Here is a 14,404-nt window from a genome sequence, read left to right on the forward strand (position 1 = left end):
CAATGTTGCGAGTATTAAAATTATAAAATATTGTGTTACAAATCTAAAGTAGGATCCAAAAGTTGCTCCATCCTATCTTTGACTTGTGCAACAGACCCAGTGTAATTGTTGATTAACAGTGAGAAAACTAATGTTTTTCCACTTCTAGTTTTTATGTAACCTGCAAGAGTTTTTACACGACTTAAAGTTCCTGTTTTAGCAAAAATCTGTCCATTCGAGTTCGTTAAAAACATCTTTTTTAGCGTCCCAGACTGTCCTGCAATAGGAAGAGATTCAAAATAGTCTTTATAATAAGGCTCTTTCATCAATCCAGTCAAAAACTTAACCTGCGCAATTGGCGTCACGAGATTGCTACGAGAATAACCGCTACCATCAACATAGTTAAGACCATTGGTATCGAACGATTTTCCTTCAAGATGCGTACGGACAACTTGCTTTCCAGCTTCTGCGACTTGATCTCCAGAAACATAAAATCCTAAACATTTTAACAAAGCTTCCGACAAGGCATTATCACTATGTTGGTTGGTATAATGTACAATCTCCGAAAGCATCGGCGACTTGTAATTGCTAAGTATTTCTCTTGGTTCAGGCGTTGGATCGACAAATCTTGCTGTCACTTTTCCACGAACTGCAATACCAGATTTTAACATCGATGCTCTTAAAGAATTTGCAAGCGTCGTTGGTGGATCCGCTAATTTTGTTGTTAATCCTCCACCTTCAAATTTGTCGGCATATACCATTTTGTTATTATATGGCGACATATAGAAGTAACGTTTTTCGTTGTTAAAAGGATTATTTTGTTTAACAATAAATTTCTCATTTCTTGGATTAATATCTCTTGTCGTCCCAACAGGCAAATAGTAGTTATTATGGTCTAACCAAACGATATTAGATGGCAAATCCGTTTTGTTTTCTTTAAAAACGCCAGTTTCTACTATAATCTCGCCATTTACTTTTTTTATTCCCTTATCGCGAATAGCATTCATAAATTGCGAAACCAGACCTGAAGCCGATGTAGAACCAACGCGCAAAGCTCCAAAAGAAGGGTCACCACTTCCAATAATGTAAAGATTACCATCTAACACGCCATTTTCATCGATATTTCCTGAAAACTCCAACTGCGTATTCCATCTGAAGTTTCCTCCAAAATAAGAATAAGCCGTTTCTGTGGTTAATAATTTGGTCGTCGAAGCAGGAATTAATGGTGTTGTTTCGTTGTAAGATGTTATAATCTTGTTGCTTTTGGGATCGTACACAACAAATCCCCAATTTGCAGTTCTTAGAACAGGATCCGAAAACATTCTGTTGATGTTAACTTCAATATTCTCTTTAGGAGATAACAAAGATTTTTCGGGAGAAATCTCTTTCGCCAAAAGACCTGGTTGCTCATAAAATTGAGGAATTGAAGATACTGCAGATGTCTGTGCAAAAATGCTAATGGAAAAACCTAAACTAAGTACGCTAATGTATTTCTTAAATTTATTCATTCTCAAACATTTAGATAAAAAAGTTGAAAATTTGACAATTCTATATTTATCAAATAAAATCAACCTTTCTCAAAACGAAGTAAAGTTAGACATTATTGCTTCCGTCGATGCTCTTACACGTTATAAAAGCTTTTAAACTTTGTTAAACTTTGTTAAAAATCAACGTAAACTAGCTTTTTAATACTTTTATAAGCAGAGATTTCTTCGAATTCTTCAAAGCTTTGGCGGATGTAATCTTTAAATATTAAATAGTTTTTACCGCGAGGAAGTTTTAGCAAAATTTGAAATTGATACATATTATTCAAACGTGCTATAGAAGCAGGTTCGGGACCCAAAATGCAATCTTCGGGCAAGTATTTTCTAAGGATTGAACCTAAAAACTGAGACGCACGATTCACTTTGTCTTCTCGGCGGTGTTTTAGTTCTATCATTATCAATTTCGTAAATGGCGGATAATGGAATTTTTTGCGCTCAGTCAGAAAATATTCGTAAATCCCTTGAATATCATTTCGTTGAATCAATTCAAAAACAGGATTTTGAGGATTATAAGTTTGAATTAAAACTTTTCCTTGTCCAGAAACCCGACCAGCACGTCCAGAAACCTGCGTCATCAACTGATAAGCTCTTTCTTCCGCCCGAAAATCTTGAACATACATTAAAGAATCCGCTCTCGGAATGGCAACTAATTCGATGTGGTCAAAATCCAAACCTTTGGAAATCATTTGCGTTCCAACGATGATGTCAGTTTCGCGGTCTTCTATTTTTTCGTATAATTTTTCGTAGGCAAATTTCTTGCGCATCGAATCTACATCCATTCTATCGACCTCAGCTTCTGGGAAAAGTTTTTGCAATTCCTCATGAATTTGCTCTACGCCAACACCTCTTTCATTCAGATTTTCGGAATGGCATTTCGGACAAGTTTTCGGTTTCGAAGCACGTTGACCGCAATAATGGCATTTCATCTCGTTCGAATATTTATGATAGGTCATCACAACATCACAATTCGAACAATAATTAACGTAACCACAAGACTCGCATTCCACAACATTGGCATAACCACGGCGGTTGTGAAGAACAATAGTCTGATTTTTATGTTCTAAATTTTGTCTGATATTTTCCAATAAATGAAACGAAAAATCTCCCGAAACATTCTTAGAATCTTGAGCTTCTTTAAAATTAATAAGTTCAAACTTCGGTAAATCTACTTTCCCGAATCTTTCACCTAAAAAAACGTATTCTAATTTATCTTTTCGAGCAGCAAAGTAGCTTTCAACAGACGGCGTCGCAGAACCCAAAATAACGTTCGCTTTATATTTTTGACCTAAAATCTGTGCAGCATCTTTCGCATTAAAAAACGGCGAAACTTCCCTAGGACGATAAGCAGAATCGTGCTCTTCATCAACAATTATTAAACCTAAATTTTGATAAGGCAAAAACAACGCATTTCGCGTTCCGATAAGGATTTTAAGTTCATCGTTCTTTACTTTTCGCCACACTTCTACTCTTTCGAAATCGGTCAATTTTTGATGATAAAACCCAAGCGCGCTGCCATACTTTTTCTCTAAACGCTGCGTAATTTGTTTGGTTAAAGCAATCTCGGGAAGCAAAAACAAAACTTTTCTACCCTCGTTGATGCATTCCTCAATTTTCTCTAAATAAATGTGCGTTTTTCCTGAAGATGTTACGCCATGCAAGAGCACATTTTTGTTTTCAGAAAAGGCTTTATCCACCAAAACCAAAGCTTGTTTTTGAGCAGATGTCAACTCTTCTAAATCTTCGGTATCGCCGTCGTAGTAATCGATTCTATCTTTTTGAAGAAAATATTCTTCAACCCAATTTTTATCAATTAAAGATTTGATGTGTGAATGAGCAAAAAATCCATCATCAAACAATTCCGATTTTTTTATCGGAGAATCTGGATTTTCGGTTTGTTTATCCAAAATCGCCAAAAACAAATCTTTTTGTTTTGGCGCTCTTTTCAGTTGTGAAAGGATTTCGGTAAGTTCAAAATTCTTTAAAACCTCATCTTTTATCCTCACATAAGCCACTTCCTTGGCTCGGTATTTTTCCGCAACTTGCTCATCAATTTCAATATATTGCAAATCGATAAGCGAATTGATGGTTTTAATAATGTCTTTTTTTGGAATAAAAGCCTCGATATCCGTTAAATTGATCAATTGTCGAACTTCCAAAGCTTGAATTAAGTACATTTCGTTAACATCCAAATTTTGAAAATCGACAACGGCATTGGGTTTTAATTTAAGATAAGTTTCGCTCTCCAATTTTAAGGAAGACGGAAATGCAAAACGGTAAATTTCGCCCAAATTGCAGAGATAATAATCGGAAAGCCAGTTCCAAAACTCAATTTGTTGAATGGGAAGAATCGGCTTTTGGTCGAGAATATTAATAATGTCTTTCGGGACAAAAGTTTCGGGTTCATTTTGATGCAAATCCCAAACGATTCCTGTATAAATTTTCTTACCACCAAATTGCACCAAAACCCGCATTCCGAGCTGAATTTCGTCCAACAATTCATCAGGCACTTTATACGTAAAAGAACCTGCGAGATTGAGCGGTAAAATAACTTGGGCGTAATGCAAAATCTGAATTAAAGCGTAAAAATAGAGATTTTTTACCGCAAAAGAAACAAAAGAATTTTATAAACGTAATGCTGTAAAGGTTTTTAATTAATAGATACAGCTATCGTACTATATTTTCACAGCAGAAGAGATAAAAATTTTTTCTTAATGCAAAAGAACACAAAGGATTTTATAAAAGTTAAGCATATAACATGACAAAAATTTAAAAAATAATTTAGAAATTGCTTTGTTTAACTTTGCGTTTTACTAAACTTTCGTAGCTTTTGTGGTAAAAAAAACTATGACTTTGTTTTAGAAAAATAAACCAATCAACTCATACCACATCGCCGAGGTGAAAAAGCCAACAATAATACTGATTCCGATGATTAAATTGGTGAGTTTTGTGTTGAGTCGGAATTGTTCTGCAATAATACTGGATGTTACCAAAGTTGGCATTGCTGCCTCGAAAATACTGATTTTAGCAACATAGCCTTTAATTCCGAAAATTAAAGCCAATCCAAAAACGATCGCTGGAGCTAAAATAAGTTTGTACAACATCGAGGTGGAAATCTGAGGCATTAATTTTTTCCAACCATTAAATTTCAATTGAAGTCCTACAGAAAATAATGCTAATGGTCCAACCGTTGCTGCCAATTTATCGAAAAACGGTTCTGCAAAACTTAAATCTACAAATTGAGAAATCACCAAAGCACCGATACAGCCAAGGAAAGGCGGAAATGTAAATAATCTTTTCAGGATAAATTTTGCGTTGATATTTCCAGATTTGCTTCCACCTTTTAAAGCGGAAATAATTCCAAGAGTCGATAATGCCAAAAACATCGTTTGGTCGCAAATAATGGCGATACTCAGCAAACTTTCGCCATAAAAAGCAGAAATCAACGGAAAACCGATGAAAGACGTATTACTGTAGCCGCTTGCTAAATCCAAAGTGCTCTGCGAACGACGAGAATAGCCTTTGTATTTGCAATAATATTTCATGAAAATGCCGCTTCCAACTGCAATTAACAAAGTTGAAAAAATCGGAAAAAGCATTTCCGTTGACCATTGAACTTTCGGTAAATATTTAAACGAAACTGCTGGCAATGCCAAATACAAAATCCAAGTATTGATGCCTTTGTGTGCATCGGGATGTATCGATTTTGTTGCTTTGAAAAGCATTCCCGCAATAATGCATACCGCAATCAAAACAAAATTTACCATTTTCTGAACTGAGATTTAAGATTTGAAGTTGCAAAGTTACAATGCCTGAAAAAACTAGAAAAAAGTCTTTACAAATAATTGAAAAAATGTGTCGAAAGTCAGGTTTTAGATGCTAGAATCAAGAACCGATATTCAAGAATAAAGAATAAAGAATAAAGAATAAAGAATAAAGAGCCGCAAACCAAGAGCAATGTATCAGGAGCCGAGAACCGAGAACCGAGAATCAAGAATCAAGAATCAAGAAACAAGAAACAAGAAACAAGAAACAAGACTCGAGAATCAAGAGCAGAGAACCCAAAAGTTAATTTTAGTGGTTTTATTAATAATTCATAACCTAAGATTTTTTGCTTTGTTGAGAATGGCCCTTTCTTTTTTTTGACATTGGCTACACCGAATCTTTGATCTCCAACGGAGGAGGAACTTCTGCAACACAAGATCTCAAATTGACTGCGTTGTAGCATTAGTATATTTTTAAATGGAAGTTTTGTAAGTGTTGCTTTATCTTTAAATTTTTTTTTCAAACTTAAAGCATAACTCTAGGGTTTTGAAAGCTTATTTTTTCTAAAGAATTCTGTAACATTTCAGGAAAGTTTATACTAATTTTATAGATTCAAAAAAAATCAATAAAAAAGGAGAATCTTTCTACGGATGAGAAATCCTAGCCACGATGGAAGCGGCATCCTTTGGGTTGGAGTGAGGCGGCGGAGCACAGCGGAGCCGACCGAGCGACAAGCCCAAAGATATAGCGGACAGCGTGATAAAGCTCCTAAAAAATAAAATTATGCTAAGAGCAGAACACATCAAAAAAACTTACAACGCCGGAAAAAAAGTTGCTTTGCAAGATTTCAGCATCAATGTTCCTACCGCGAGTATTTATGGACTTTTGGGCCCTAATGGCGCCGGAAAAACTTCTTTTATCCGTATCATTAATCAAATTACACAACCAGACGAAGGTCAAGTTTGGATCAACGATCAACCGCTTAATCCCGAGCACATCAAACAAATTGGCTATATGCCCGAAGAGCGTGGACTTTATAAAAATATGACGGTCGGCGACCAACTTTTATATTTTGGTGAGCTGAAAGGTATGACGCGTCAAGATGCTTTGGAACAAGCAAAATACTGGTTTGCGCAATTGGAAATCGACCAATGGTGGAAGAAAAAGTTAAGCGAACTTTCTAAAGGTATGGCGCAAAAAATTCAGTTTGTGGTAACGGTTTTGCACCGCCCAAAATTGTTGATTTTGGATGAGCCATTTTCTGGTTTTGACCCTGTTAATGCTAATTTGATAAAAGATCAAATCCTAAAACTTAAAGAAAACGGAACCACGATTATTCTATCGACACACCGCATGGAAAGTGTTGAAGAGATGTGCGATTATGTTGCGCTAATCAACAATTCTCGCAAAGTATTGGACGGAAAAGTTTTTGATGTTAGAGAGCAGTTTAAGCAAAATATTTTTGCAGTGACTTTATCAGATTTCGACAATTCAAAATTCGAAAACTTCCGCAATCTGCATCAATTGCAAGATGTTAAAGAAGAAAATGCGTTGGTATCTTTTGATTTTGAAAATGTTGAAAACAGAAATCTTTTGCTTCAAGATCTGATGAATATCGGTAACGTGAGAAGCTTCAACGAAAAAATACCAAGCATGAACGAAGTTTTCATCAACGCTGTGAAATCTAATTAATCTGCACTAATTTTTGACTAAATGAAAAACATTATACTTATCACCAAAAGAGAATACTTGACGCAGGTTAAGAAAAAATCTTTTATTATTCTTACGATTTTGGCGCCGCTCCTAATGATTGGTTTTGGCGTTTTGGTCGCTTTTATGTTCAAAGCTAACGAGTCCGAATATCACTTTAATGTGATCGACAAAAGTGGTATTTTTACAAAACAACTAAAATCGACAAAAGACATTACTTATACTTTCGTACCCGAATCTACTGAACGTGCGCTGACAAGTACTTTGAAAGATATGGAAGGTATTGACGGATTGCTGATTATTCCGCAAGTTCAGAATCAAAATTTTAACTCGTTGGAAACTTCGACCAAACTTTTGACGAACAAAAAAATCGGAATGGACACCAAATCTTCAATAAACAGTGATCTAAGCGACATTCTAAAAAAAGAAAAAATCAAACAACTTGGACTTTCCGAAACGCAAATTGTTGATCTTAATTCTGGTTTCAAAATCACAACGCAAAATATTGCCGAAAATAACAAACCTGACAACGACATGGCTTTCAGCATCAAAACTGGACTAAGCATGGTTTTGGTGTACGCCACTTTTATGTTCATCATCATCTATGGTGTTCGTGTGATGCGTAGCGTTTTGGAAGAAAAAAACAACCGCGTTGTCGAGATTATCATTTCGTCGGTTAAACCCTTCGAATTGATGATGGGGAAAATAATTGGTGTAACATTAGTGGCTTTGACGCAGTTCATCATTTGGATTGCGATGTTTGTCACATCGGCACTTTTCCTTAACACAGGCTTTACCGCAATGCAAGGCAATGTACAAGGACAAGCTGGCGAAGCGATGGGCAAAATGGACATCCAACAGATTATCGGACAAGTGTCACACACATTATTGGACATGAATTTCGGATTGATAATCGCCGTCTTCATCGTGTTTTTCCTTTGCGGATATATCTTCTACAGCTCGATGTACGCCGCAATTGGTTCGGCTGTTGACAACGAAACCGAAACACAACAATTTACTTTATTTGCGATAATGCCACTAATGTTGGGCATGTACGGAAGTTTCACGATTTTCAATAATCCAGATGGACCTTTAGGTTTTTGGTTATCGATTATTCCGTTCACGTCGCCAGTTGCGATGGTTGCAAGAATTCCGTTTGGCGTTCCGATGTGGCAGATTTTATTATCAATTTCGCTGCTTATCGCTTCTACTCTATTCATGGTTTTTGTTGCGGCAAAAATCTACCGAATCGGAATTTTGATGTACGGAAACAAAGCCACAGCCAAAGAACTTTGGAAGTGGATTCGTACTAAATAATATTTTGGGCGTGCCCTCAAACATAAGAGGGCCGGCCAAATCTATGTGATTTTAATTAGGGATTTATTAAAAAGATTAAAAATTAATTAAATTAATAAATCGTTGTATTGTTTTTAAATCTTATAAGAAATTAGTATTAAATTCGTTTTTACTACATAGCGGAATTGCATGTGAAAAAGTGGATTTTTTCTAAACTGTTTTTAACGATGCTTTTGTTGATTTTACAAAAAGTAGAAGCGCAACAAAACCTATTATTTTCAAATGATATCTATAGCGGGATTAGTGCAAGCTCGCTCTCGCCAACACAAACTTACATCAACCCAAATCCTTGGGATATCCAAATATTTTCTGAAGATATTAATGTTTACAATGATTACGCTTATGTTTCAAAGGGGAATTTATTGGGGTTAACAAAAGGAGAGATTGTCGCTGCTGATCCTAAAAACGGAATAACAGGCGCTAGTCAAGCCCACGTTTTCGATTATTACAATAAGGACTTAGCGAATCTTTTCTTCAATTCCGATGTATTGGGACCGTCATTTTCTTTTAAATCAAAAATTGGTGAAACCGATTTTAATATTGGACTTTTTACAAGATTGAGAACCCAAACCTCAGTTGTAGATTTTGACAATTATTTTAGATTTCAGAATCAAAATTTATCACGACCAATAGACTATGCTGTCAGTCCATTCAAAACTAGTTTTATGAATTGGGGCGAATTGGGATTAAATTTCGCAACAGAAATTTTTCGTCAGTCAGATTACAAGTGGGTTTTGGGTATTAACCTAAAATACGAAATGGGTTTTGATGCTTATAATCTTCAGAATAATAAGGATTTACATCTAAGTACAGAAGTTAATGCGGAAGATCATGACCAGACAACGGCTACCAGTTACGACATCGCTGCAAGCTACGTAAGTAACTATAATTTCGAAACCAAAAAATATGATTTTAAGCAGCAGGGAAGTGGTTTAGGCTTAGATCTAGGCTTAAGTTTTATTAATAAATTTTCTGATTCCGAGGCTTATGATCTTAAGGTTGATTTTAATATTTTGGATGTTGGTTATGTTAAATTTAATGGTGAAAATCATGTATTTATCGGCGAAACAAAAGTTTTGCTGGACGATAATCCTAATTTTGATAACACCAAGTTCGAGTCGATTAAGCAGTATTTAAGATTGTTAAGCAACGAAGTTTATGGCGATCCAAATAAATCTCATATTTCTGACGGTTTCAAAATCGGGTTACCAACGAGTATTCATTTAGCTCTGAGTAAAAATATAAGACCGAATCACTATTTGAGTTTTAATTGGATACAACGCACACCAATTTTTGAAAACAGTCTTAAAAGAATTAATGCACTTTCAGCAACTTATTCAGTTCAAAAAACTGCAATTGCCTATGGTTTTTCAACCTCTTTTTATGATTATAAAAATTTGCAGTTTGGCGCCTATCTACGTCTTGGTCCACTTATATTGGGAAGCGAAAATATTTTTCCGCTCTTGTTTAATCATAAAAAATTACATGCTGCCAACTTTTTTATAGGATTAAAATTGTATCCATTTTGGGACAACGACTTTAAAAGACATCGTCGTGCGAAATGTAATTGTGATTAAGTAAAACTAAAATCGCCATCGCCATCCGCAAATTCGTAATGGAAGTCGGCGCCAAGCTCTTGTTTTAGCGTTTTGGTGATAAGGTAGTTTCTTTTAAAATATCGTTTGTACAAAGCTTTTACCGATTGTCCTTTTGCTAATTCTTCATTAAGTTGATCGTCATAGATTGTCATCATTTTCACTTTGTAATTTTTGATAATTGCAGGAAGTGAAATTGCAATTTTCGAAATATCATCCGCAAAATAATAAAGAACTTTAAGATGCGAATTTCGGATTGAGCATAAAAAACAAGTTGTCAAAATTTCATTTTCGTAAAGCTTTACCCAAAACATTTGATAGGAAGTCGAATAAGATGAAAACAAATAATTCGCTTGCTCTTTTTGAGTTGAAAGCCAAGGATATTTAAGGATCCACTCGAACTCTTTTGAGCTTCGATGTAACGGATTTTTAGTTTGTTTATCAATAAAGTTTTTTAATTCGTCATCCCAATGGTAAGCGATAGAATAACTTAATTTTGATGATTTAGAAAGATACGGAATGACTGGATTTATTAATTTGTCAAATCTTAAAATCCATTTTTTGTTTCGATTAAAAACTTCTTTTTTGGCTGGAAGAATTTCCGCAAGATTGGATTTAAAATAATATCGAACCGCTTGTTTAGGTTCAAGATCATCAAAAAGCCCAATTTTTTTGTAAAGTCCATGCGCACTATCCGTGAATTCGGTGATCATCATTCTTCCATTGTAAGCAGCTTCGGCTGCATACAGAAGTTTTTGCGCAATCTGTTTGCCACGATGTTTTTCGCTGACATACAAAGTCGAAAACCATCCGAAATGAAAAACTTCGCCGTTTGGTTTTGCGATGTCATCTGGCAAAATCCCAAGATAACCCGTAAGTTCTTCGCCTTCGTAGGCTAAAAATAATAAAGTATCGTCGTCAGTTGCGCGAGGATTTGCGATGTGCGAGACTTCGCGAAGTTCAGAAATTGGCGCAAACTCAAACTTTTTAAAGGCTTGCGAAGTTGTAAATCCTTTAAGTTGCTTTTTGTTAAGTCCGACAATTTCTATCACAGTTTTCAATTTTAAACAAATATAACAAACTTGATTTTTAAAACGAAACTAATCATCGCAAAAGGCTGATGATTTCTAATTAAATTCGGTGTTTTCCAATTAATTTTAGCAAGTTGTAATAGATGATTTCGTTTTTGATGACTTGCTTTGCAGAATAATTTTCAACTTCAAGCGGAATCCGTTGCAAGTTTTTGAAACGCGAATCGAGCTTAAGTCCAGCTGCACCAAAAGTATATTGAAGTCGAGGATTAGCTTTTGATAGCTTTTCGAAAAAATCATTTTTTACACCAAAGTCCGTGAATGGAAAAGCAAACGAATCATTATTTAATCCTAATTTTTCTAGAATATCCAAAGCTTTTTGCGTGTTGTCAAGTTGCGCATCAAGATTTAATTCGTGATACAAAGGATGATCCCAGCCGTGCGCCGAAATTCCAAAGCCGTCTTGTTTTAATTTTAATAATTCGTTAGTCGTGAGATAAACTTTATTTTGTGCTAAATAAGTCTTAAAATCGATGTTCAAAAAAGCTGCAAGCTCATCCAGAAGATGTTGATTTTCAAATTTAATGGAAAGAAGATTTTGTTTAATATTTGATAAATCAGGATTTAATTTTAAACTTTTAAAACCTAAAACTTGTTGTTGAAGATCTTTATTTTCTTCAATCTCTGAAATTAAAAGACTGGCTTTACAACGCCACATGAGGTCTTTGTTATCAATAAATTTTGGATTGATAAAGTTGGTCGCGTAGATGCCTTTTTGTTTTAAAATAGGAGCGATGACATCATGAAAGTCAGAATAACCATCATCAAAAGTTAACAATAATTTTGGCTTTCCCGATTTATTTTTAGTTGGTTTTCTTTCTAAAAAAGTGTCCCAATCGATAAAGTCAAAAACCTTGGAAAGTTCATCCAAATCTTTAATAAAATCTTTCGAACTACGATAGGGGAAAAGGTATTGGGCGTGTTTTAGCTTTTCATCACTTACGCTGTGATAGACGATAACCACATCTCGGTAAGGAAGATACGTTGTAAGTTTCTCCAAAGAAAAAGAAGCCAAGAAAGTTGAAGCCGATTTGTAAAAGATAGATTTTGCGCTCACTATAAAAAAAACATTGTCAAAGCTTTCGCCTTGACAATGTTAAGAAAATATTATTTAATACTTGTAATCGTATTTTAAAAACTATTTAATAATCTTCATTTCGTTAAGAAGCCATTTGGCATCCGCAAATTTATCAACGATAAACAAGATGTATTTGGTGTCCACCATAATATTGCGACTGAATTTCGGATCGTAGTTGATGTCACTCATCGTACCTTCCCATTGTCTGTCAAAGTTAAGACCAACCAAGTTACCATACGCATCCAAAGCTGGAGAACCCGAGTTACCGCCTGTTGTGTGATTGGTTGCTGTGAAGTTAACCGGAACGTCGCCAGTTTTGTCCTTGTAGATTCCGTAATCTTTAGCATTGTAAAGACTGATTAGTTTTTTAGGAACATCAAATTCGTAATCTCCAGGAACATATTTTTCCATAACGCCAGCTAGATTGGTTTTGTAACCGTAGCTAACCGCATCGCGAGGATTAGATCCTTTTACTTTTCCGTAAGTTACACGTAGCGTTGAGTTAGCATCTGGGAAGAATTTTCTGTCTTTATCCGTTGCCATTTGTTGCGCCATAAAGGTCTTTTGCAAGGCATCGATGTCCGCTTGTAGACTTGTAACTTTGCTATGTGTTGTGCTAACATAAGCGCCTTTAATATTGTTCCAAAGCTGGATTAAAGGATCGTTTTTCAAAGCTTTAACAAGACTCGCTTGGTCAGCAAATACTTTGTTGATATCACTATAAGTTGTTGCACCGTTTACATTGGCTTGTCCTGTAATAATCGAGTTTTTAGCATAGTTTTCCAAAACCGCAACATTCGCTTTTGCATCTTTAAACTTTTCTAAACCGCTTGGTAAAAACTGAGGTGCAGATTTAGTAGCATACAAAGCCAAAACCTGAGCCGTTACTTTTGCATCTAAGTCACTTTCATAATCTTTGTAGATTTCTGACAATCTAGTTTTAAAACCGTCCAAAGACTTCGCATTGAAAGTTCCGTTGTCAACAGCTTCAACATAACTAGAGAACAAACTTGCCAAAGCTAGTGTCTCAGCATTTCGTGGTAATTCAGAATAATAAGCTCTGTTAAGTGCGTAAGGCGCTTGCTCGTTGTAAGCTTTGTTTAATCCGTCAATTGTTGCTTTTATTTGAGGATTTTTCGAGATCAAAGACTGTTCGTATTGTTGTTTTTTACCAACTGCATTTGATTTTTTAAGACCTTCAACCTCGCCGATCCATTTTTTCCAAGAGTTAGCGATACGAGCGTATTTAGACGAATATTTAATTCTTGTTGCATTGTCCGTTCTCATTTTTTCGTCAAGAACTTTCAAGGTTACATCACGCACCGAAATCATTGCTGGATCGGTTTCGTTCATGATTTTTTCCACCGCAATAGCAGGAAGATATTCCGTAGTTCTTCCTGGGAAACCAAATACAAACGTGAAATCATTTTCTTGTTTGTCTTTGATAGAAATAGGCAAGAAGTGTTTTGGTTTGTAAGGCACGTTATCTTTAGAATATTCCGCAGGCTTGTTATTTTTGTCAGCATAGATTCTGAACATCGAGAAATCGCCTGTGTGACGTGGCCAAACCCAGTTGTCAGTATCGCTTCCGAATTTACCAATACTTTGTGGTGGTGCACCAACTAGACGGATGTCTTTGTAGGTTTCGATAACATAAGCATAATATTTGTTACCGTAATACATTGATTTTACAGTAACTTTTTGATAATTTTCAACTTTTTGAGAAGCGATGTAGGCCTCTGTATTTTGTTTTACTTTCGCATCAAGAGCAGCGCCAGTTAGTCCGTCTGTCCCAGCTAAAATCTGTGGTGTCACTTCTTTGATGTCCGCGATGAAATCTACAGTTACGCCAGGATTTGGAAGTTCACCTTCCATATTTTTAGCCCAAAAACCATTCGTTAAAAGATCATTTTCTACCGTTGAGTGTGACTGAATATTATCGTAACCACAATGGTGATTGGTCAATAATAAACCTTGTCCCGAGATAACTTCGGCCGTACATCCACCATCAAACTGTACCACAGCATCTTTGATGCTCGCTTTACTAGGGTCAAAAATGTCTTTTGCAGAGATTTTCATACCCAAATCTTTCATTTCCTTTTCATTAAGTTCTGTTGGCATCCACATACCGCCGTATTGTTGAGCAAAAGCCATTGCGGCAGGTAGTAAGATTGCTGATAATAGAAGTTTACTTTTCATTTCTTAGCATTAAAATTGAGCCAATTTACGCATTTTTATCGGAACGGGATTTTATATACTTTGAAAACTAAATTGTTTTTTTAGGAGCTA

General features: G+C 35.5%; 9 protein-coding genes. 3 read left to right on the top strand and 6 right to left on the bottom strand.

The genetic code is table 11. The annotated features are described in order from the left end of the window. Positions 1-35 precede the first annotated feature (35 nt). The 3 genes from dacB to B5X62_RS08740 all read right to left on the bottom strand — a co-directional run bounded on the left by dacB (position 36) and on the right by B5X62_RS08740 (position 5,287). The gene (gene dacB, locus B5X62_RS08730) at positions 36-1,487 is read right to left on the bottom strand and encodes a D-alanyl-D-alanine carboxypeptidase/D-alanyl-D-alanine endopeptidase (RefSeq protein WP_079667050.1); all 1,452 of its coding nucleotides are present in this window, start codon (positions 1,485-1,487) and stop codon (positions 36-38) included. 152 nt (positions 1,488-1,639) lie between these two features. Continuing rightward, on the bottom strand, positions 1,640-4,087 hold the full coding sequence (priA, locus tag B5X62_RS08735) for a replication restart helicase PriA (protein ID WP_079667051.1): 2,448 nt from the start codon (positions 4,085-4,087) through the stop codon (positions 1,640-1,642). Between the two features lie 291 nt (positions 4,088-4,378). After that, a complete protein-coding gene (locus B5X62_RS08740) occupies positions 4,379-5,287 on the bottom strand; it encodes an AEC family transporter (RefSeq protein WP_079667052.1) in 909 nt (302 codons plus the stop codon). A 781-nt stretch (positions 5,288-6,068) separates the two neighbouring features. Here B5X62_RS08740 and B5X62_RS08750 point away from each other — a divergent pair. The 3 genes from B5X62_RS08750 (at position 6,069) to B5X62_RS08760 (ending at position 9,928) form a co-directional block, all read left to right on the top strand. Further along, on the top strand, positions 6,069-6,977 hold the full coding sequence (locus tag B5X62_RS08750; protein ID WP_079667054.1) for an ABC transporter ATP-binding protein: 909 nt from the start codon (positions 6,069-6,071) through the stop codon (positions 6,975-6,977). A 21-nt stretch (positions 6,978-6,998) separates the two neighbouring features. After that, positions 6,999-8,312 (top strand): ABC transporter permease, encoded by a 1,314-nt coding sequence (locus tag B5X62_RS08755; protein WP_079667055.1) that lies wholly within the window; start codon positions 6,999-7,001, stop codon positions 8,310-8,312. Between the two features lie 170 nt (positions 8,313-8,482). Next, the gene (locus B5X62_RS08760; protein ID WP_144038343.1) at positions 8,483-9,928 is read left to right on the top strand and encodes a hypothetical protein; all 1,446 of its coding nucleotides are present in this window, start codon (positions 8,483-8,485) and stop codon (positions 9,926-9,928) included. On the opposite strand, the gene B5X62_RS08765 is transcribed toward B5X62_RS08760, so the two are convergent. The 3 genes from B5X62_RS08765 to B5X62_RS08775 all read right to left on the bottom strand — a co-directional run bounded on the left by B5X62_RS08765 (position 9,925) and on the right by B5X62_RS08775 (position 14,314). Continuing rightward, positions 9,925-10,998 carry a GNAT family N-acetyltransferase gene (locus tag B5X62_RS08765; protein ID WP_159447641.1) on the bottom strand — a complete coding sequence of 358 codons (1,074 nt, stop codon included), beginning with the start codon at positions 10,996-10,998 and terminating at the stop codon, positions 9,925-9,927. The two genes, B5X62_RS08760 and B5X62_RS08765, sit on opposite strands and share 4 nt — an antisense overlap. A gap of 79 nt (positions 10,999-11,077) precedes the next feature. Further along, positions 11,078-12,037 (bottom strand): polysaccharide deacetylase family protein, encoded by a 960-nt coding sequence (locus B5X62_RS08770; protein WP_221405225.1) that lies wholly within the window; start codon positions 12,035-12,037, stop codon positions 11,078-11,080. A gap of 138 nt (positions 12,038-12,175) precedes the next feature. Beyond that, positions 12,176-14,314, bottom strand: coding sequence for a S46 family peptidase (locus B5X62_RS08775; RefSeq protein ID WP_079667059.1), 2,139 nt, complete (start codon positions 14,312-14,314; stop codon positions 12,176-12,178). Positions 14,315-14,404 lie beyond the last annotated feature (90 nt).

The organism is Soonwooa buanensis (assembly GCF_900167905.1).
Lineage (GTDB): Bacteria > Bacteroidota > Bacteroidia > Flavobacteriales > Weeksellaceae > Soonwooa > Soonwooa buanensis.